At 50.6% G+C, this 24,106-nt stretch carries 6 protein-coding genes; all 6 read left to right on the forward strand.

Annotation, left to right across the window (positions count from 1 at the left end):
- Positions 1-259 precede the first annotated feature (259 nt).
- The 6 genes from NH568_RS11320 to NH568_RS11345 all read left to right on the forward strand — a co-directional run bounded on the left by NH568_RS11320 (position 260) and on the right by NH568_RS11345 (position 24,059).
- On the forward strand, positions 260-988 hold the full coding sequence (locus tag NH568_RS11320; protein ID WP_253047309.1) for a hypothetical protein: 729 nt from the start codon (positions 260-262) through the stop codon (positions 986-988).
- Positions 989-1,083: 95 nt separating this feature from the next.
- A complete protein-coding gene (locus NH568_RS11325; RefSeq protein WP_253047312.1) occupies positions 1,084-2,322 on the forward strand; it encodes a hypothetical protein in 1,239 nt (412 codons plus the stop codon).
- 9 nt (positions 2,323-2,331) lie between these two features.
- Positions 2,332-3,303 (forward strand): formyltransferase family protein, encoded by a 972-nt coding sequence (locus tag NH568_RS11330; RefSeq protein ID WP_253047315.1) that lies wholly within the window; start codon positions 2,332-2,334, stop codon positions 3,301-3,303.
- Positions 3,304-3,476: 173 nt separating this feature from the next.
- A complete protein-coding gene (locus NH568_RS11335) occupies positions 3,477-3,950 on the forward strand; it encodes a hypothetical protein (RefSeq protein ID WP_253047318.1) in 474 nt (157 codons plus the stop codon).
- A 166-nt stretch (positions 3,951-4,116) separates the two neighbouring features.
- Positions 4,117-4,731: a tail fiber protein gene (locus tag NH568_RS11340; RefSeq protein ID WP_253047322.1), complete on the forward strand. Its 615-nt coding sequence runs from the start codon at positions 4,117-4,119 to the stop codon at positions 4,729-4,731.
- Between the two features lie 128 nt (positions 4,732-4,859).
- The gene (locus tag NH568_RS11345; protein WP_253047326.1) at positions 4,860-24,059 is read left to right on the forward strand and encodes an Ig-like domain-containing protein; all 19,200 of its coding nucleotides are present in this window, start codon (positions 4,860-4,862) and stop codon (positions 24,057-24,059) included.
- Positions 24,060-24,106: the final 47 nt, after the last annotated feature.

Consider the following 24,106-nt stretch of genomic DNA (forward strand, 5'->3'; position numbering starts at 1 on the left):
AATTTCAATAATTACTGACTAGTCTGAAGCATGCTGTAGTTCTCGGCTGGTAATCTTTACCGATTATCAATAGAGGGTCAATTGCTTCTGGCTAAGGATTGGAATAAATCATGGTTAATAAGCGCTAAATTCCTATGTTTTTAAGGTATTCCAGTACTAAATTGGTAGATGTTGTTTTTCGTGTAATATGGTGTAATGTTCAATTATTCAGTAGTTTGTGATAATGACCCAGTTTTTAGGTAGCTTAAGGTGGTTAAAGATGGAACGTCGTACTTTTCTTAAAGCAAGCTCGTACTTGTGTGCGAGTGGTGTGCTGCCTGTCAGTGCACTTGCTGCAGATAGCATTGCATTTACAAATTCAGAACAGAATACCCAACGTGTTAGTGGCAACTTACTTGAAGAGATAGCTCGCCATGCGCCTTCTGTCTCAATGGAAGCACCAAGTGGAGAAAGTGTTCAGGTCACTTTGCGTCCCTCTGTTGTCAGGCGTTACAACACATTTATATATGTTTATTTTGAAATGAGTAATGAAATAACGGTCTTTGATCTGTCTGGCACCACTATTGGCACAATTAAATTGCCTCAGGGGTTTTCCAATGTGAGCGATTTTGCGGTCGAACCCAACCAGCAGCTGCTTTACTTTATTGAGCGTGGTCACCACCAGGTTATTGTGGCGAACTTTTTCGGTGAACAACTTGCCCAAATCGGCGAGTTTGGTACTGAAGTGGTGTCACAGTTAAATGGGCCAAAAAGTTTGACGCTTGACGGTGATGGCCGCGTGCATGTGCTTGAGTCAGGTACTTCCAGCGTTAAAGTATTTGGCAATAACGGTGCGTTTTTATATTCATATGGTCAAACCCGTTTGGGCAAGCAGCCTATGTATAAAACACTGGATGGTACAGAGCAGATTGTAATCACGGGTGGGCAACTGGGCGATAGAAAGTGGGTTTTTAACCATGAAGCTCGCAAATTGACTGCACTCAACTAAACTGATTCATGAACGCTGACGGGGTTAAGTGCACAGCGGTAAAGTTGCACTTAACGCCTTTGTAATTATGGAATTATCATACTTAGGTAGCGCCGATGGAAAAACATCAAACGCATAATGTGCTAAAGGCTGATTATGCAGATCCAAAAGTCGATCAACTATTAAAACACACCGTCCGTAACCAACTTGAGTCTTTACTTAAGGCGAAACTTACCACCGCTCAACGTCAACAAGCGCTAACCCAAAGCTTCGTAAATGCCATGGCATTAACCCTCGGCACCACGGTTGCTACTCATGCTCAGCTGACGGCTGCTTTTGAGGCCATGTATGATCAGGCTGTTCAGTCAATGTCTATGGCCGAGTTAAGCGAAGAGCTTTTAACCCGTCAGTATATTTCTCCGACGGGTCTGGTCATGTCGCCATATAACTGTCGCCATACAATCAAAGACATATACCGTATTCAGGGCTATGCAAGGGGCATTGACAAAGCAATACGTGGCATGCTGTCTCATAAGGACTCTATTACTATTTTGTATCCCGCTTGTGGTCCGTTTGCGCCTTTGCTATTGCCTTTGTTGAGCTACTATAAAGACCAGAACGAGTTTAATCATGAGCAAATTAAAGTGCTATTTGTTGATACACATCCTGGCGCTATTGTGACGCTCAGACAGCTCATCAATGATCTGCAGTTGGGTGAGTTTGTTGCAGACATCATTGAAGAAGATGCGACTGTTTATGAACCCCAAGAGAGCATCGACTTGCTGGTCCTGGAGGCTATGCAACATGGCTTTACCCGCGAAGGGCAGCTGGCTATTGCAAAGCATCTGGTTAAATTCCTGACGCTTGACGGATGGATGATACCGCGCTCTGTATCTATCAAGGGCATGATGGTTCATGGTGAAACGGAATTTAATCAGCAGTGGAAAGATACGCAGTACTGTCATTCGGACAATCTCAATAACAGCGCCTTGCAGGAGCGAATTGAGCTGGGCGAGCTGATGCGCATTGACAAGTCAGTGCTGTTGAAGATGGAAGAGATTGAGCTGGAAGACGACATAAGGGTTGTTGCTGCTAACAGGGTTACTTTGCCGACCGGCTTTGAAGATATGCCGGCCCGTATTTTGGCGGTATACGCACAGATAAATACGTTTGATGATGAAGGCTTAGACCAATACGATTCGGGGATTACCCACCCCAGGCCTGACATGAATTTCTATGTTGATGCGCAACCTAAAGAGCTGGAACATACACATTTTGTTGCCAACAGCGGGGATACTGTACAGTTTTATTATCAACTCAGTGGTATGCCTGGGTTTGTACCTGTGAAAGTATAGGAGGTCAGCATGGAACCTAAATATGCTTTGTTTAGCGGCAGTTGCTTGTGTCTGGCTGCGGTACAGTATTTATTGCAAAGAGGCCAGTTAAGTTGCGTGGTTTTGATTGAAGCCGAGCCAAACCCTGACCTTGTTCAGTTGCAGCAATTTTTGCATCATCACCAGATCCCTATGTTGCAATATAATACCGCATCAGACGAAGACTTGATTGCCGGTCTCGACAGGCTGGGCGCGAACAGTGGTTTGGCTTATCTGTTTAAACACAAAATACGCGCCAGACTAATCGACTATTTTGCTGGTCGTTTGTTTAACATTCACCCGAGTGCTTTACCGGATTACCGCGGGCCAATGCCTGTATTCTGGCAGCTTAAAAATGGTGCAGAGACTATCAGGGTAACGTTACACAAAGTGGCCGAAAAGCTAGATACCGGAGAGATTGGCACACACATCGATTTGCCCGTGCATCCGTTTGATACCTCTCAGTGTTTTCATCAAAAGATAGCCCAGATGGTGCCCGCACTGCTGGAGCAGTTTACTCAACAACAAGCCGCAGGCACGCTTACCTGGCATGCTCAGCAAGAGTTCATAGAAGTAAACGGGAAGCAGTATGAACCCCGTTATGCCTCCCATGTAAATATTGAAGACTTAACGATTGACTGGCAACGCCACACAGGAAGCGAAATTGTTAATCTGGCGCGCGCTGGTAATGCCGAACTCGGTGGTGCCCGCTTTAAGTTTCGTGAAGGACTACTCCAGCTTATGCAAGCCAGCACTATGGATTGCCAATTGACTGGTATTAAGCCTGGCACAGTGTTGGAACTCGACAGAGCTAAAGGGTTACTGGTGAAAACCATAGATGGCGCCATTCGTCTGGACGCAGTGTTAACTGAGCAGGGGGTGTTCGACGGGTACCGCTTTGCAATTTTATTCGGGCTTGAACCGGGATTAGAGGTTGCAGCCTCACAACAAAGCCGGATGTAACGGCAAAAATATAGGTGGTTTGGTTGAGGTATATCAATTGCAAACCGATACCTTTGTACTAAATTTTACAATGGTAGCTTAGTTGAGAAGGACTCGTGAGTGGCCTGGCCGATGTACTTATCATCCTGCATTTCTAACTATGCTCTGAACTTAAACTCAGAAGCGAGATAGATATGAACATAAAGATCAATCTAACGAACCGCTATGGCTATGATTTAGCGCTCTATCCTTATGATGGAGGCGCCAACCTCAGTGGTGAAGGACAGCGTATTGCGAAGTTAGAGGGAACGGGCGAATTAGTCGTTGCGCAAGGAGAGAGCAGTATCCTTGAAGTCCCTGGGATGGGCAGCTTGTTAGTACAGTTTTTAGGAGAGCAAAAGCTTGAAGACTGTCACGAGCGATTTTGCGATAGCCCCAGTGAGTTCGATCAATACGAGATGATGGCACTACTGCGCTATAAAACCACAGAGCTGTACTGGCGTTTTCCAAAAGAAGATTCCGATGCAGCTTTGGATATCAGTATTAACGATATCGGCACTGTTTGTCTTGATAAAGTTTTGAGCGGAGAAGCACGCAGGGTGCAGTTGCCTGAATTCTTCATTCCACCCGTGTTTACAGCACATTTGCCTGAAGGAAACCCTGACTAACCTTGAGCATAGACAGCTCTACAACAGCTTGATGCCGTCTCGGCAGCGTAACAAATAAAGTAGTAGGTGCGAGTAATTCGCAACATGTTGATAAATCTCTTTGTGAGGTGAGTAGTACTGAGCATTTATCGTTAAAGGGTATGTTTACAATTAAAGAGGAATTCATATGTCTACTGACCCGTATATTGGCTCAATGGGTACCTTCGGCGGTGCTTTTACAATCAGAAATTTCGCAATGTGTTTAGGTCAGACTATGGCCATTTCACAAAACCAGGCCTTATTTGCTTTGATAGGGACTATTTATGGTGGTGACGCACGTACTACATACGCGTTGCCAGACCTGCGTGGCCGCAGCCCTGTGGGCTCAGGTGTACGTCCAGGTGGTATGGACTACCGTCAGGGTGAAAGACAAGGTACTGAGCTGGTAGGTATTGAGATCATTCATATGCCTGCGCACTCACATACTGCCATTTTTACACCTCTTGGGGGGGCAAATCCGGTATCAGGTACCATGCAGGTCGCAACTAATGCCGCAAATACAACAACGCCAGACAGCGATTCGTATATTGCACAAAGTTCGAATGCTGCTTTCTTTAAGCCTACTTTCGGGCAAGCCACTTTGACAGATATTAAAGGGCTTACTGTATCTGGTGGTGGGTCGGCAGGTGGGACTGTTACTGTGACTAACACAGGCGGATCAGCGCCACTTAATATTTTGAATCCGGTATTACCGGTTAATTGGTTAATTGCTACCGAAGGGGTTTTTCCACCGCGTAACTAGTCAAAAAAAACAAAGGGTTAGCATTGTTTGGTGCTAACTCTTTGACTATTATAGTCGTACATTTTTAGTTGATTAAAACAAAAAGACGATGTCATCAAAAATGGGATAGATAACGTCAGGAGAGAAGAATGAGATTAAGTCAGGTTGCTAAAGCGGTTACATCAGCAGGGGTGTCGGCAGCATTGCTCTCTAGTGAGGTATGGGCAGCACAACAGACGATCAACTATTCCAATGGGTCAGGCTCCAGTTTTAGTGAGGTGGAGACTGGTGTTACAGGGAGTATGCCCTCGGTTACCCTGACCAATGCGGGTGCTGTATCTTTGGTGTTAGATGCGGGCACTAGCTCAGATAGCCCTGCGTATACAGGCCTGAATGATCTCGGGTTTGTGGCTGGTGTTGTTTATTCAAATACCATGATTAATGAGTTCAACGATCGTGGCTTCCGCTTTTATGAAAAATCCAGCACTAACTTCAGTTTCGACGAAATTACCTTTATGCAGGGGTCGGCCAGAGACTCAGATAAAACCTATCAACTTGTGTTGACTGGGTTTTCGGGTGGTACGCAGACCGTGACAGAAACTGTCACCCTGCCAAAAGGAGGTGAAGCAAACTCCGGGTTACAGGATCTGTTTACCCTGGCCCGCGGTACAGATTTTACAGATGCTGCATGGCAGGACGTTGATACTGTGACTATGGCGTTTACCCGAAGTCCAGGGTCTGACTCTCGTTATCTTATCAGAAGTATCAAGATTGATGACGCCGCAGTCTCTGACTCAACCGCGCCTACTTTTGTCAGTGCGAGCTCAACACCTACTGACGATGCAACTAATGTTTCTGTGAGCAACAATATTGAGATTGCCTTTGATGAGAATATTGCGCTGAGTAGCGGTAATATCACCATTCGCAATGTCACCGACAGCACTGATTTTGAAGTATTTGACGTTGCAAGCGAAAGCGATGGTACAACGACCTCACCAGGTGCCGGGCGTGTCAGTATCACCAACGACAAAGTTTATTTAAATCCAACCAGTGATCTGACAGGTAATCGCACATACGCTATCCGCATTGATGCAACGGCAGTGCAGGATTCGGCAGGAAATTCGTTCCTAGGGATCAGTGACGACACCACATTTAATTTCAGTACACCTAATACAGCGCCTGAGGTTGATTTGAACTCGGGAACCGGTGGCAATGACAACACAGCCAGTTTTTCGGAGGGCAGTGGCGCGGTCAATATCGCCAGCAGCGCGTCAGTAACCGAAGCGGACAGTGATACACTAAAAACCATAACAATTACACTGACCAATGATCAGGATGGTGCATCCGAAGGTCTGAATGTGAGTGCCTCTGCGCAAAACGCGCTAACAGGCGTATCCGGGGCATCGGACATTACACTTCAAGATACGATTTCTATCACGGGGGCCACCGCAACGGCCGCTGAAGTTGCTACGTTTTTACAGGCGATCACATACAACAACACCTCCAGCACGCCAAATGAAACTGCGCGTTCGGTAACCGTAGTGATTAATGATGGGTCGACCAACAGTACAACGCGCACTGCTACTATCAGTGTGACAGATGTCACTGCTGCCAGCTCAAGCGCCGCTGGGTTTGACACAAGCAGCGGCACCAACCTCTCGCCAGCCATAACTTTTGCCGGAGGGGACGAAACCCTGACAATCGCTAATGCCAGCCATACCACTGGTTCCACGGCAAGCGGTGGAACCGGTACCGATGTTCTCTCGGTGCCAACCAGCACAAACCTGGCCAATTTAACGTCTCTGAGTGGCTTTGAAACACTCACACCAGATAGCGGGGCGTCTATAACGCTGACCGAATCTCAGCATGAGTCATTTACCACCATTAATGGTGCGGGGACCAACCAATTTACACTCAGCAGTGCCGATGGGGATGCGACGATTTCTGGTGATGCTGACATTGAAACCTACGTGCTGGGTGCTGGGTTTACCTTTACATTGGGTGGTGCTGCACAAAATGTGACGGGCAGCAGCTCGGCTGACACCCTTGTAACAGGCTCTGTAACCGCAACAGGCACTTTAGCTGGTAGCGGCGGTACCGATATACTGCAATTGAGTAACGGGGCCAGCATTGCCGGTGCTACCGTAAGCGGCTTTGAAACCCTGACGGTGGATGCGAATGCATCGGTAACAATGACTGAGGCACAACATGATGCCTTTAGCACGATTAATGGCAGTGCGACGGAAAGTATAACTATCTCTGCAGCAACCGACGGTTTAACAGCTGCAAGCGCCATCGAAACTTATGTTTTAGGCGCGGCAAACAGCATTACGCTTAGCACAGCTGGTCAGAGTGTGACGGGAAGCAGTGGTAACGACACCATAAACATAGCTGCTTTAACCGCAACCGGAACACTCAATGCCGCAGGTGGTACAGACACGCTTTCGATGAGTTCGGGCGCCAGTATAGCTGGTGCAACCGTGTCTAACTTTGAAAACCTGACACTGGCCAGTGGGGCAAGTGTGTCGATGACGGCCTCCCAGCCAGCATTGTTTGGTGGCACAATCACGGCCGCAGGCACCGAGACTATCAACATTTCGGGTGATGGTAACTTTACCACGCTGTCGAATGTGGAAAGCTTCTCGGTTGGAGATTCATCCACCAACAGCAGAACGGTCACCGTTGCAGCTGCAGGTACTTCAGTAACCGCTTCTTCATCCACAGACGCGGTTACTTTTGATATCGGCACCTTGAGTTACACTGGTACACTCACGGGGGATGGCACAACGGCAGATACTTTGTCTATGTCTTCAGGGGCAAATATCTCCGGCGGTACGCTTTCGAATATCGTTAATCTGACTCTGGCCAGTGGTGCATCAGTGACCATGACCCCGGCGCAAAATGCAGCATTTACCGGCACCGTGACAGCTGCAGGCTCAGAGACCATCACCATCAGTGGTGACGGAGATTTTACAACGCTGACAGGCATAGAGACCTATTCTGTAAATGACGACAGCACCAATACGCGGACAATTACGGTCACCAATGCGTCGGCCACCATAGATGCAACCGTGTCAAATGATGCAATCACATTCGACATAGCGGGCAGTGCGTTCAATGGCTCGTTGGTCGGCGACCCGACTACCGGTGATACAGTGAGTGCCTCAGATGGTGCAGATGTCAGTAGTGGTGGCTTTACTAATATTGGCACCTTGTCACTGGCCAGTGGTGCAACTGTCGCGATTGATGCGGCAAATGTGGCAAATAACTTTACTACGGCGATCACCGGTGCTGCAGGCTCTGAAACGCTCAAGCTCATGGACGGGGGCACGTTTAACTTTACTAATACCAGCGTTTCCGAAATCGAAAACCTGGCAATTGGTACCAATAACATCTTTACCATTACACTGACAGATAACTTTGACTCCAATGGTAATTCGGTCACTATCTCTAATGCAGTGGGCTTTGCGCTTAGTAACGCTATCACGCTGAACGCCAGTGCACTGAGTGGCGATACCATCAATATGACCGCTACGGACTTTGACGGTAACGACACCATTACAGGTGGTAGCGGGACCGACACCATTCGCCCGGGTGGTGGTACAGACTCGATGACAGGTAACGCCGGCAACGATAATTTTGTTGGCGACGTATCGGATCTCAATGGCGACACCATTACTGATTTGAGTGTGGGTGACATTATTACTATCAATAGTGTCACGGGCCTGACAACCAGCAATGTACGTTTTAATGGTACCAGCACACTTCAGGTTGATACCAATGCAACTGATTTTAGCTCCATTGAAGTGGCAATTAGCTTGTCAAATGCGCCAGCCAATTCACTAGATTTTACGGTGGCGGATAATGGCGCAAATACCGATATCACCTTTATTACGCCGAATGATGTTCCTGTATTTAGTAACCTCAATGGTGGGCAAACGTTCATTGAAAACGGCTCCGCTGTGGTGATTGATTCAGATGTTTTGATTGCAGACACTGAGCTGGATGCGCTCGACAGCGGTGCAGGTAACTACAACAACGCAACCCTGACTATTGCCCGCAACGGTGGTGCCAGCTCGCAGGATGTTTTTGGTAATAATGGCCTGCTTGGCACCCTGACTGAAAGCAGTACCTTTACTTACAACTCGACGACGGTCGGTACAGTTACCACTAACTCATCCGGCACATTAGTGTTGACGTTCAACACCAGCGCAACATCTGCAATCGTTGATTCTGTGCTGCAAAATATTACTTATCAGAACAGCTCAGAAGCGCCACCGGCATCTGTAACGCTCGATTATACCTTTAACGATGGCACAGCAAATAGTACGGGTACTAATCAGGCATCTGTTACCATTACTGCGCAAAATGATGATCCAACCGATATTAGCCTGGATACGGCATCAATCAATCAGTCAGCGACTGGCGCGGGCGCTAATATAGGTACTTTGAGCACCACAGATCCCGATACCAGCGATAGTCATACTTATTCTATTGTTAGTAGTGGCGCTAGTGCCAATGGCACTTGTAGTGCTGACACCAACAACGGTAGCTTCCAGATCAATGGGTCTAACCTGGAAACACAAGCTGCCTTGTCGGCTGGAAGTTACGTTGTTTGTATACAAACGAGCGATTCTACAACAACATTCCAAGAAGCGTTCACGATCACTGTGAATGATGATGTTGCACCTAACGCACCATCGACTCCTGACCTCGACGCCAGCTCGGACACGGGTTCGTCAGACAGTGACAACAACACCAACGACACCACACCAACCTTCAGTGGCACAGCTGAAAGCGGTTCAACAGTTAGACTGTACAGTGACCAGGAAGGCGGTGGTACAACCGTAATAGGAACTGGTACTGCAACAGGTGGCAACTGGCAGATTACTACCAGTGCGCTCACTGCTGGTGTAACGCACGCCATCACAGCAAAAGCAACGGATGCAAGCAGCAACGAGAGTACGGCATCCAGTAGTTTAAGTGTCACAATAGATACAACTGCGCCTTCTGCGCCTGGCACACCTGATCTAGATGCAAGCAGTGATACTGGTACATCTAATACGGACAATATAACCAACGATACTACAGCGACGTTTACCGGTTCAGGACCCAATGGCGGAGACATCACGCTGATTTCTAGCATTGATGGTACTGTGGGCACGGGCACTGCAACGTTGGGTACCTGGACTATCACAACGTCTGCTTTATCAGCAGGCACACATACCATGACAGCTCGCTCAACGGATACAGCTGGTAATACTGCCGATGGTTCAGGTCTCTCTGTAACCGTCGACACCAGTGTGGCTGCTGTTAGCATTACCACGCCTATCGAAGTAGATGGGCTCGTCAATGCGGCTGAAGACAACGACGTGTTGATTGCGGGCTCCGGCGCTGAGTCGGGTAACAGTGTGACGGTGACCATCACGGATAACAATTCATCTGTCAGTCGCACCGTGACTGCCGACGGCTCAGGTAACTGGACGCTCAGCGGCAGTGAACTGGACGTCAGTGGTCTGAACAATGGGACTCTCACGGTCTCGGCGACTCAAACTGATACCGCGGGCAATACCTCTAGCGCAGCAACGCAAAGTATCACGCTGGATAATACAGCTCCTTCTGCGGTCACCATCACTACCCCAATTGAAACCGATGGTATCGTGAATGCGGCGGAAGACAACGATGTGCTGATCGCCGGTTCGGGTGCCGAGTCGGGCAACAGCGTGACGGTGACCATCACGGATAACAATTCGTCAGTCAGTCGTACGGTGACCGCCGACAGCTCAGGCAACTGGACGCTGAGCGGCAGTGAGCTGGATGTTAGCGGCCTGAATAATGGCACGCTCACCGTATCAGCAACGCAAGCGGATACCGCAGGTAATACCTCTACGGCTGCGACGCAAACCATTACGCTGGACAATGCAGCACCTTCTGCCGTGACCATCACCACGCCGATTGAAACCGATGGCATTGTGAATGCGGCGGAAGATAACGATGTGCTGATTGCCGGTTCGGGTGCCGAGTCGGGCAATAGTGTGACGGTAACCATCACGGACAACAACAGCTCGGTGAGCCGTACTGTGACAGCAGACAGCTCAGGTAACTGGACGCTGAGCGGCAGTGAGCTGGATGTCAGTGGCCTGAACAATGGCACCCTGACGGTGTCGGCCACCCAGGCGGATACGGCGGGCAACACTTCTACCGCAGCAACGCAAACCATTACCCTGGATAATGCGGCACCTTCGACGCTGACCATCACCACCCCGATTGAAACTGACGGCCTTGTCAATGCGGCGGAAGACAACGATGTACTGATCGCTGGTTCAGGCGCCGAGTCGGGCAACAGTGTGACGGTGACCATCACCGACAACAACAGCTCCGTGAGTCGTACTGTGACCGCTGACAGCTCGGGTAATTGGACGCTGAGCGGCAGTGAACTGGATGTCAGTGGCCTGAACAATGGCACGCTCACCGTATCGGCAACGCAAGCGGATACGGCGGGCAACACTTCTACCGCAGCAACGCAAACCATTACCCTGGATAATGCGGCACCTTCGACGCTGACCATCACCACCCCGATTGAAACCGATGGCATTGTCAATGCCGCGGAAGATAACGATGTACTGATCGCCGGTTCGGGTGCCGAGTCGGGCAACAGTGTGACGGTGACCATCACGGATAACAATTCATCAGTCAGCCGTACCGTGACCGCCGACAGCTCAGGTAACTGGACGCTGAGCGGCAGTGAGCTGGATGTCAGTGGCCTGAACAACGGCACCCTGACGGTGTCGGCCACGCAAGCAGATACGGCGGGCAACACCTCCACGACAGCGACCCAGACGATTACGCTGGATAACGCAGCGCCGTCAGCGGTGACCATCACCACCCCGATTGAAACCGATGGCATTGTGAATGCCGCGGAAGATAACGATGTACTCATTGCGGGCTCCGGTGCGGAAGCCGGCAACAGTGTGACGGTGACCATCACCGACAACAACAGCTCGGTGAGTCGTACTGTGACTGCAGACAGCTCAGGCAACTGGACGCTGAGCGGCAGTGAACTGGATGTCAGTGGCCTGAATAATGGCACCCTGACGGTGTCGGCCACCCAAGCGGATACGGCGGGTAACACCTCCACGGCTGCGACCCAGACGATTACGCTGGATAACGCAGCGCCGTCAGCAGTGACCATCACCACCCCGATTGAAACCGATGGCATTGTCAATGCGGCGGAAGATAACGATGTGCTGATCGCTGGTTCGGGTGCCGAGTCGGGCAACAGTGTGACGGTGACCATCACGGATAACAATTCGTCAGTCAGTCGTACGGTGACCGCCGACAGCTCAGGCAACTGGACGCTGAGCGGCAGTGAGCTGGATGTTAGCGGCCTGAATAATGGCACGCTCACCGTATCGGCAACGCAAGCGGATACCGCAGGTAATACCTCTACGGCTGCGACGCAAACCATTACGCTGGACAATGCAGCACCTTCTGCCGTGACCATCACCACGCCGATTGAAACCGATGGCATTGTGAATGCGGCGGAAGATAACGATGTGCTGATTGCCGGTTCGGGTGCCGAGTCGGGCAATAGTGTGACGGTAACCATCACGGACAACAACAGCTCGGTGAGCCGTACTGTGACCGCCGACAGCTCGGGTAACTGGACGCTGAGCGGCAGTGAGCTGGATGTCAGTGGCCTGAACAATGGCACCCTGACGGTGTCGGCGACGCAAGCGGATACGGCGGGCAACACCTCCACGGCAGCGACGCAAACCATTACCCTGGATAACGCAGCACCGTCAGCAGTGACCATCACCACCCCGATTGAAACCGATGGCATTGTCAATGCGGCGGAAGATAACGACGTACTGATCGCTGGTTCGGGTGCCGAGTCGGGCAACAGCGTGACGGTGACCATCACCGACAATAACAGCTCGGTGAGTCGTACTGTGACAGCAGACAGCTCAGGCAACTGGACGCTCAGCGGCAGTGAGCTGGATGTCAGTGGCCTGAATAATGGCACCCTGACGGTGTCGGCGACGCAGGCGGATACGGCGGGCAACACCTCCACGGCAGCGACGCAAACCATTACCCTGGATAACGCAGCGCCGTCAGCGGTGACCATCACCACCCCGATTGAAACCGATGGCATTGTCAATGCGGCGGAAGATAACGATGTACTGATCGCAGGTTCAGGTGCGGAAGCGGGCAATAGCGTGACGGTGACCATCACCGACAATAACAGCTCGGTGAGCCGCACGGTGACCGCCGATAACTCAGGCAACTGGACGCTCAGCGGCAGTGAGCTGGATGTCAGTGGCCTGAACAATGGCACCCTGACGGTGTCGGCCACCCAGGCGGATACGGCGGGCAACACCTCCACGGCTGCGACCCAGACGATTACGCTGGATAACGCAGCGCCGTCAGCAGTGACCATTACCACCCCGATTGAAACCGATGGCATTGTCAATGCCGCGGAAGATAACGATGTACTGATCGCCGGTTCGGGTGCGGAAGCGGGCAATAGCGTGACGGTAACCATCACCGACAATAACAGCTCGGTGAGTCGTACTGTGACTGCCGATAACTCTGGCAACTGGACGCTGAGCGGCAGTGAGCTGGATGTCAGTGGCCTGAACAATGGCACCCTGACGGTGTCGGCCACCCAGGCGGATACGGCGGGTAACACCTCCACGGCTGCGACCCAGACGATTACGCTGGATAACGCAGCGCCATCTGCGGTCACCATCACTACACCCATTGAAACCGATGGCATTGTCAATGCGGCGGAAGATAACGATGTACTGATCGCCGGTTCGGGTGCCGAGTCGGGCAACAGTGTGACGGTAACCATTACGGATAACAATTCATCAGTCAGCCGTACCGTGACCGCCGACAGCTCAGGCAACTGGACGCTCAGCGGCAGTGAGCTGGATATCAGTGGTCTGAACAATGGCACGCTGACAGTGTCTGCGACGCAAGCGGATACAGCGGGTAACACCTCCACGGCTGCGACACAAAGCATCACACTCGATAATGTGGCGCCATCTGCGGTCACCATCACTACGCCGATTGAGACTGACGGTATTGTCAATGCCGCGGAAGATAACGATGTACTCATTGCGGGCTCCGGTGCGGAAGCCGGCAACAGTGTGACGGTGACCATCACCGACAATAACAGCTCGGTGAGCCGCACAGTGACCGCCGATAACTCTGGCAACTGGACGCTCAGCGGCAGTGAGCTGGATGTCAGTGGCCTGAACAATGGCACCCTGACGGTGTCGGCAACGCAGGCGGATACGGCGGGTAACACCTCTACCGCAGCAACACAGACGATTACCCTGGATAACGCGGCACCATCTGCGGTCACCATCACTACGCCGATTGAGACTGACGGTATTGTGAATGCCGCGGAAGACAACGACGTACTCATTGCGGGCTCCGGTGCGGAAGCCGGCAACAGTGTGACGGTGACCATCACCGACAATAACAGCTCGGTGAGCCGCACGGTGACAGCAGATAACTCTGGCAACTGGACGCTGAGCGGCAGTGAGCTGGATGTCAGTGGCCTGAATAATGGCACCCTGACGGTGTCGGCGACGCAGGCGGATACGGCGGGTAACACCTCGACCGCAGCGACCCAGACGATTACGCTGGATAACGCAGCACCTTCGGCGCTGACCATCACTACACCCATTGAAACCGATGGCATTGTCAATGCAGCGGAAGATAACGATGTACTGATCGCCGGTTCCGGTGCCGAGTCGGGCAACAGCGTGACGGTGACCATCACCGACAACAACAGCTCGGTGAGCCGCACGGTGACAGCAGATAACTCAGGTAACTGGACGCTGAGCGGCAGTGAGCTGGATGTCAGTGGCCTGAATAATGGCACCCTGACGGTGTCGGCTACACAAGCGGATACGGCGGGTAACACCTCGACCGCAGCAACGCAAACCATTACCCTGGATAACGCGGCACCGTCAGCAGTGACCATCACTACCCCGATTGAAACCGATGGCATTGTCAGTGCGGCGGAAGATAACGATGTATTAATAGCCGGTTCGGGTGCGGAAGCGGGCAATAGCGTGACCGTGACCATCACCGACAACAACAGCTCGGTGAGTCGTACTGTGACTGCAGACAGCTCAGGTAACTGGACGCTGAGCGGCAGTGAGCTGGATGTCAGTGGCCTGAACAATGGCACCCTGACGGTGTCTGCTACACAAGCGGATACGGCGGGCAACACCTCCACGGCAGCAACGCAAACCATTACCCTGGATAACGCGGCACCTTCGGCGCTGACCATCACCACGCCGATTGAAACCGATGGTATCGTCAGTGCGGCGGAAGATAACGATGTGCTGATCGCAGGTTCGGGTGCGGAAGCGGGCAATAACGTGACGGTGACCATCACCGACAATAACAGCTCGGTGAGCCGCACGGTGACCGCCGATAACTCAGGTAACTGGACGCTAAGCGGTAGCGAATTGGACGTCAGTGGCCTGAACAACGGCACGCTGACGGTGTCTGCTACACAAGCCGATACAGCAGGCAATATCTCCACGGCTGCGACACAAAGCATTACACTTGATAATGTTACACCATCAGGCCAATCCGTCGCGATCGACCAAACACTGATCAACCGAGACAATGAATCGGCGCTTAGCTTTACCTTATCTGGCTTAGAAGGGTCTGGTACATTTACCTATCAAGTCAGCGATGGCACCAATACTGTATCAAGTAATAGCGCTACAACAATCACTGCAAGCAGTCAGCAGTTGACAGGCGTTGATGTCAGCACCCTTGATGAGGGAACTTTGACGCTGACCGTGACTGTATCTGATGACGCAGGTAATGCCGCTGAAGGTGTCACTGCCACCGTGACTAAGCAGTATAATGTTGCTCCGGTGCTATCGGGCACGCCTGCTACCACAGTAAATGAAGATGAAGCTTATAGCTTTACTCCGACATTGACCGATTCGGATGATGGAGATACACACACCTACAGCATAGTGAACAAGCCAGACTGGGCAGAGTTCAGCACGACGACGGGTGCCCTCACGGGTACGCCAACGGATGCTTATGTTGGCACACATGCAAATATTCAAATTTCAGTGTCTGATGGAACTGATCAGGCAACGCTGACAGCATTCAGTATTGAGGTGGTAAATACCAATGATGCACCGGTTGGACAGGACTTCACCTTCACATTGGATGAAGAAGCAACACTGACAGTCACTGCAGCGAACGGTTTATTAAGCACTGCTACGGATGATGACACAGATAGCGGAGACACCTTAACGGTGAGTGCTGTAAGCCAGCCGCAGCACGGCCAGTTAACCCTGAACACAGATGGCAGCTTCAGCTATCAGCACGATGGTAGCGAAAACCACAGTGATAGCTTTACTTACCAGGTTACCGACAGTAACAATACAACGTCTGCAAGCCAAACTGTTACGTTGACTATCACGCCGGTGGCGGATGCGCCAACGGTAGTTGACGACTCGGCAACCACAAATGAAGACACCGCGGTTATTTTCGACCTGCTGACCAACGACAGCGATCCGGAAAATGATCTGGTCGAGGCTTCAGCTGCCATCGCAACGCAACCTGGCAAAGGATCTGTGACCATAGCTAATGGCGTGGTAACGTATACGCCAAATGCCAATGAAACGGGCCAGGATACATTTACTTATACGGTTAAAGATGCGGCACTTAATACTTCCGCAGAAGCAACTGTGACCGTGACTATCACGGCCGTTAACGACCAACCGACAGTTCAAAACTTCACCGTCTCAATAGATGAAGACAATGCCAGCGACGCCATTGCTGTGCGTGCCGGTGCCAGTGATATTGAGGACGGCACGCCTTCAGGTGATATTGCACTGGCCACACAACCTTCAAAAGGCAGCGTAGCCATAGATCAGCAAGCCGGTACGTTGGTGTACACGCCAAATGCAAACGAGACGGGTATAGATACCTTTACCTATACAATTACTGACAGCGAAGGTAGTACTTCTGAGTCTGGCTCCGTCACAGTGAATATAGGTGCAGTGAACGACCGTCCTGTTGTTGTTGATGACAGTGTGACGACCAATGAAGATGTCAGCGTGACACTGGACATACTTGCCAACGACTCGGACGTTGAAGATCAGGGTTTCAATGGCGCGAATGTCACTCTGGAAGATCAGGGGAGCGGAGCGGGTAGCTATGCTAAAGCAGAGGTCAGTATACTCACAGACGGCACATTGCAGATTGCACCGAAACAAGATGAAACCGGTACCTTTAGCTTTACCTACACGCTGACCGACAGCGAAGGACTTAGCTCAGATGCAGCAACAGTGACAGTAACGCTGACGCCAGTCAATGATGCGCCGGTTGCTGTTGATAACGTTGCACAGCTCATGGAAGAGGGCTCATTTGAAGTCAATGTGTTGGGTAATGACACCGATGTGGACGAGAACGACAGCTTCGATGCATCCAGTGTTACAGTGGTTCAGGCCCCAAGCAGTGGTCAAACCCAAGTGACGACTGCAGGTGCAATCATTTATACACCTAACACTAACTTCTCCGGTGAAGATACCTTTACCTACACGGTAGCGGATGCCGCCGGTGCAGTGTCGAACGAAGCGACAGTGACAATGACGGTAACCGCGGTGAATGATGCACCAGTACTATCTGGTACGCCTGCAACTGAAGTTAACGAAGACAGTGCCTACAGCTTTGCCCCAACCGCAACGGATGCGGATGCTGATACGCTGACCTTTAGCGTTCAGAATATACCATCGTGGGCTAGCTTTGACACTTCAACAGGAGCATTAACAGGTACGCCGACCAACGACGATGTCGGCAGCTATCAGGGAGTTGTGATCAGTGCAACGGATGGCACCGAAACTGCGAGTCTGACGGCATTTGATATCACAGTGGTGAATACCAACGATGCACCTACAATATCAGGCACACCAGCGACCAGCGTTAGTGAGGATGCTGCGTACAGCTTTACGCCGACAGCCAATGATGTGGATACCGGTGATAGCTTGACCTTTAGCATTGCGAATCAACCTGCCTGGGCAAGCTTTGATACACAGACTGGCACGCTTTCGGGAACTCCCACGAATGACAATGTAGGTACATTCTCGGATATCGTGATAAGCGTTAGTGATGGTACCGAAACAGTCTCATTGGCCGCCTTCTCGTTAATCGTTACCAATACCAATGATGCCCCTGCCATATCAGGAACGCCAGCGACCAGCGTGAACGAAGATACCGGGTATAGCTTTGTTCCCACTGCGTCAGATGTTGATAGTGGCGACACGTTAACCTTTAGTGTCACTAACCTGCCATCCTGGGCAAGTTTCTCTACCTCAACGGGGGCGATAACTGGTACTCCTGCCAACAGTGACGTAGGGACTTACCAGGGGATAGTGATCAGTGTCACTGATGGTACACAAACGGCAAGCCTGGATGCATTTGCAATTACGGTTGTGAATGTCAATGATGCACCTGTTATTTCCGGTACACCTGAAACATCTGTAAATGAAGACGCGGCGTACAGCTTTACACCTGTTGCGTCGGATATAGACGGAGACAGCTTAACCTTCAGTATTGTGAATCAGCCAACATGGGCAAGCTTTGATGCGCAATCGGGAACCTTGTCAGGCACACCCAGCAACAGCAATGTGGGTACTACAAGCGACATAGTGATTTCAGTTAGTGACGGCACAACATCGACTTCTCTGGCTGCGTTCTCGCTCACTGTTGTTAATACCAATGATGCGCCAGAAATTAGTGGCACACCGGCGACCAGTGTAAATGAAGACGCAAGCTATAGCTTTACACCGACTGTCTCTGACGTTGATGCAGGTGACGTACTGGTCTTCTCTATCAGTAATCAACCCAGCTGGGCAAGCTTTGATACCTCAACTGGTACGCTTTCGGGCACGCCGAGCGATGCAGATGTGGGTACAGATAGTCAGATCGTGATTACGGTTTCAGACGGTACTGCACAGCAGTCACTCAGTGCCTTTGATATTGAGGTCATTAATACTAATGACGCACCGACAGCTCAAGACTATAGCTTTGGTCTTGACGAAGGGCAGCTGTTGACCGTTACGACCACGTTAGGCTTACTCAGCAACGCCAATGACGATGATTTAGATAGCGGCGACAGCTTGTCTGTGAGTGCGCTGTCACAGCCTCAGCATGGTGTGCTGACCTTAAATGCCGATGGCAGCTTTAATTATCAACATGATGGTTCGGAAAGTACCAGCGACAGCTTTACCTTCCAGGTCACGGATGCGCAAAATGCAAACTCTTCAATGCATACGGTGTCGTTAACAATTAACCCGGTAGAGGATGCGCCGACAGCGGTTGATGACAGTGCAACGACAAATGAAGATACAGCGGTACAAATAGCCCTGCTGGACAATGACAGTGACCCAGAAGGCAATATGAATGCAGCTTCGGCCGTTATTGTAACTGCACCCACTAAAGGGTCTGTGTCCATTGTGAATGGCATAGCAACTTACACGCCAGCCAGCAACGAGAATGGCCAGGATAGCTTCACTTACACGGTTGCTGATACTGCGCTTAATACCTCTGAGCAGGCAACGGTTGTTGTGACGATCACGCCTGTAAATGATGCACCGGTTGCAGCAAACTTAACCATCAGCACTGACGAAGATACCCCGTCAGCGGCATTGGCTGTACGCGCAGCAGCGACCGACATTGAAGATGGTGTCCCAACTGGGGAGCTGACACTGACCAGTACACCAAGTCTTGGTCTGGTCACGCTGGACCAGGAGGCAGGTACTTTAGTCTATACACCAAACAACAATGAGGTTGGGGAAGAGACCTTTACCTACACCATTACTGACAGTGACGGGCTGGCCTCGGCTTCAGCCAACATTACCGTCAATATTGGTGCTATCAATGACCGCCCTGTAGTCGGTGACGATTCAGTAACCACAGATGAAGATGTCACCGTTGTTCTCGACATTCTTGCCAACGATTCGGATGTAGAAGATCTGGGCTTTAATGGTGCGAATGTCACGCTGGAAGATCAAGGCAATGGTGCCGGTAGCTATGCAAAAGCAGACGTCACCATCTTGGCTGATGGCACCTTGGAGATTGCGCCTAAGCAAGACGAAACAGGCTCATTCAGCTTTACCTATACATTAACCGACAGCGAAGGGCTTGCTTCGTTACCGGCGACAGTCACCGTCACTTTAACACCTGTGAATGACGCTCCGGTAGCGGTTGACAACAGTGTTGAGCTGCAAGAAGAAGGGTCGTTTGAAGTTAACGTGCTGGGCAATGACTTTGATGTAGATGAAGGAGACAGCTTCGACTTGAGCAGTGTCACCGTCGTGAATACAGCTCAGAATGGCCAAACAACAGTGACAGCACAGGGCACCATTGTTTATACCGCCAATACAAACTACTTTGGTAATGACAGCTTCACCTACACGGTGAGAGATCAGGCAGGCGCGGTATCGAATGAGGCCACCGTAACACTGAGTGTCACGCCGATAAACGATGCACCAGTTGCAGAAGGGCAGGTCCTGTCACTCAACGAAGACGATACGCTCCTAATCACGCTCAGTGGTACGGATCCTGATGCTGATACGTTGACATACAGCATAGTATCAGGGGTGTCGTCGGGCTCACTGCAACAACAGTCTGATACAACCTGGCTGTATACACCAAATGCAGATTTTAATGGCTCGGACAGCTTCAGCTTTATGGCAAATGACGGTGTGCTTGACTCAAATACAGCAACTGTCTCGTTAACGATTAATGCTGTAAATGATGCGCCTGTTATTACCGGTACGCCAGATACCACCGTGGTACATAACACTGAATATAGCTTTACCCCGCAAGCTTCTGATACAGATGGAGACACTCTGACGTTTGCCATTACCAATCAGCCTGTGTGGGCGCAGTTTGATACCGCAACGGGTACGCTATCGGGTACGCCAGCCAGAGATGACGAGGGTGTTTACAGCGATATTGTGATCAGTGTGAGTGACGGCGTTACACAGACCTCCTTGAGTCCGTTCGACATTGAGGTTCAGTTTGTGAACAACCAGCCAATTGCGAACAATATGGACGTGGTGGTTAACGAGGATGGCACAACCAGCTTTGTGGCAGATACTTCGGACGAAGATGGTGATAGCGTTACAGTTTCCATTGAGCGCCAGCCAGTAAATGGTTTACTGGTGTTGCAGGGTAACACTTTCACATATACGCCGTTTGGCAACTTTAATGGCCTGGATAGCTTCAGCTATATTGCCAATGACGGCAGCCTGGACTCGACAGCAGGTGAAGTGAAGATCACCATTAATGCGGTCAATGATTTGCCGCGGGCAGTGAATGACAGTTTTACTTTTGAACCGCAGGCCAACAATACTTACAGTCTTGATGTGTTAGCAAACGACACTGATGCTGACGCAGGCGATGTACTGAAGATTGTTGGTGCCAAAGCATCCGTCGGTAGTGTGTCTATTGTTAATGACACCCTGTCTTACGTCGCCCAGGCAGATACCCAGGGCTTAATTGTCATCGACTACCTGATAGAAGACAGCCAAAAAGCCCGCAGTAAGGCAACGGCTCAGGTTAGAATCAATTCAGCACCGGTGACGACTTTACCTGTTATTACCGTACCTGCCGACGTGACTGCCAATGCAACAGGGTTATTTACTAAGGTACCTTTGGGCACAGCAACCGCAGTAGACGGAAATGGCAACACATTAGCGGTGTCTTTGGTGGATGGCTCTACCTTGTTTGCGCCGGGCACGCACTTTGTTTACTGGCAGGCGACAGATAGCCAGGGGCTACAGTCCATCGCGGCACAAAATGTATTTGTAAATCCGCTTGTTTCACTTGAGAAAAACAGTGAAGTAGCAGAAGAGCAAAGCCATACGGTAAATGTGTTCCTGAATGGTCCGGCGCCCAGTTATCCGGTGACCATTCCTTATACTGTTTCGGGTACAGCTGACGCTGCCGACCATGATTTAGTGGATGGCCAAGTGGTGATTGAATCTGGTACCTCAGCTCAAATCAGCTTCAATATATTTGGTGATGGGGTCATAGAGGGCAACGAAAATATCGTCATTACATTGGCAGACTCGTTGAACCGAGGGGCAAAATCGTCCACTACAGTGACCATTGTTGAAGAAAACGTGGCACCTACTGTCTCTGTCAAAGTTGAGCAGGCTGGTGAAGTACGTTCACTGCTGACTATCAATGATGAACTGGTCACGGTAACGGCTACTGCCAGAGATGCGAATCCGCAGGATAACGTGACGCTGGCCTGGAATGCTGTTGATAATGCATTGACCGATCAGAGCGCAGAGGAAAATACGTTTGTGTTTAGTACTTCTGAGCTAGCAGAGGGTATTTACCAGTTGACGGTGACTGCAACAGATGACGCCCAGCCTAGCCTTTCTTCCAGAACAGATATCTATCTTGAGGTGGTTGCTGAACTACAGGCGCTAACTCAAGTTGATACCGATGGTGACTTAATTCCAGATGATGAAGAAGGTTACGTTGACTCGGATGGCGATGGTATACCTGACTTCCAGGATGCGATCACTGAGTGTAACGTGATGCAGGAGCAAGCAGCGGAATCGGCTCAGTTCCTGGTTGAAGGCGAACCTGGTGTTTGCTTGCGCAAAGGTGCGACGGTAGCGCAAAACTCAACAGGCGGTGTGCAGTTGCTCGAAAGTGAACTGCCAGGCGATGACAACGCGATAAATATCGGTGGCCTGTTTGACTTTATTGCAACCGGCTTACCACAGGCTGGCGATACGTATACGATTGTAATCCCGCAGCGCAGACCCATTCCTGCCAATGCCGTATATCGTAAATTCAAAAACGGAGACTGGGTTGATTTCGTGGTTGTCGATGGCAATGCCATATTGTCTGCCACAGGTGAACCCGGGTATTGTCCACCTCCGGGCAGTAATGAGTGGACTGATGGCATCACAGAAGGCGATTGGTGTGTGCAGTTGCAAATCGTTGATGGTGGTCCTAACGACGACGACGGCATTGCCAACCGCAGTGTCGTTGACCCTGGTGGTATTGCTGTTCCCAGAACGGACAATACCTTACCTGTGGCTGTTGCTGATGAGGTCACCGTAGCATCGGGGCAACAGATAGTTATAGATGTACTGGAAAATGACACTGATGCAGATGGTAATCCATTGATGATTACCGGTGCTACAGTTGACTTTGGTACAGTTCGCATTGAGGACAATAAGCTGGTTTATATGCCACCTGCAACTTTCGTCGGTGTCGCCACCATTGAGTATAGTATTTCAGATGGTCAGGGCGGGACGTCAAACAGTCAGGCAATTGTCAATTTGACTGTAAATAGTGCGCCTAAGACGACATTGGATGTTGCCTCGACAAACGACCAGACGACATTGGTGCTTGATGTTCTTGCCAACGACACCGACGCGGAAGGGGATGAACTGTTCCTGATAAGCGCTGTCGCGACACATGGTCAGGCGACAGTGAACATCGATGGCACACTCACCTATGTGCCCAAAGTTGGTTTCTCTGGTGAGGATGTGATTGTGTACCAGGTCAGAGATAGTAAAGGCGCGATAAGCCAGGGCATAGCTAAAGTAACAGTATCGGCTTATCAGACTGTGAATGTGGAAAATTCATCTTCGGGTGGTTTAGGAGGACTATTAGTGATCATGATGTCGGCATTAATTTTGCGCCGTCGTAACAGCAAGCTACCGGCATATACGCTGTTAACTACCAGCTGTTTACTGGCTAACCCCGTATTAGCGGAGCAATGGCGGGTACAGGCAACCGTAGGCCAGGCTGAGGCTGATTATCAGGCACCGGCATCTGTTGGTGGATTAACAGTTGGTGCAGTGGATGATAGCAGTGAGTCCTGGTCAGCAGGTGCTTTTTATGAGCTTATGCCTAAATGGCAGGTTGGCTTACGCTTTATTGACCTCGGTCAGGGGCGCCTGTCGCTTAGTGGCCAATCACTGACACCTGACACTGTTCATGAGCTTGTAGCACGGGCAACGCCGGTGCTTCCGGAAGGGTTTACACTACAAACTGGCTATGAGTTATGGCGTCGTGATAGCTTTAGCGCTGAGCTGTTTTTAGGGGCATTTGACTGGAAATATCAGATAGACAGTACTCGCGATAGCAAGCATTTACGTCAATACGAAAAAGAGGGGACCAGTGCCTATGGGGGGATTACATTTGGCTATGATGTATTTGAAAACACGGCAATTAACCTCAGCTACAGCTACTACAACTTAAGTGAAAATGCGATTAGCGAGATTTCAGCCGGGCTTAGCCTGAGATTCTGATTTCTTTCACACCGCAACGGGGGAGCTAAAATGCTCCCCCGCTTATT

Origin of the sequence: Pseudoalteromonas sp. XMcav2-N (genome assembly GCF_024124545.1) — a bacterium.
GTDB lineage: Bacteria > Pseudomonadota > Gammaproteobacteria > Enterobacterales > Alteromonadaceae > Pseudoalteromonas.

What these genes read in the sequence shown, in the direction of transcription:
- NH568_RS11320 (WP_253047309.1), top strand. Translation starts at nt 260, where the DNA reads ATGGAACGTCGTACTTTTCTTAAAGCAAGCTCGTACTTGTGTGCGAGT.
- NH568_RS11325 (WP_253047312.1), top strand. Translation starts at nt 1,084, where the DNA reads ATGGAAAAACATCAAACGCATAATGTGCTAAAGGCTGATTATGCAGAT.
- NH568_RS11330 (WP_253047315.1), top strand. Translation starts at nt 2,332, where the DNA reads ATGGAACCTAAATATGCTTTGTTTAGCGGCAGTTGCTTGTGTCTGGCT.
- NH568_RS11335 (WP_253047318.1), top strand. Translation starts at nt 3,477, where the DNA reads ATGAACATAAAGATCAATCTAACGAACCGCTATGGCTATGATTTAGCG.
- NH568_RS11340 (WP_253047322.1), top strand. Translation starts at nt 4,117, where the DNA reads ATGTCTACTGACCCGTATATTGGCTCAATGGGTACCTTCGGCGGTGCT.
- NH568_RS11345 (WP_253047326.1), top strand. Translation starts at nt 4,860, where the DNA reads ATGAGATTAAGTCAGGTTGCTAAAGCGGTTACATCAGCAGGGGTGTCG.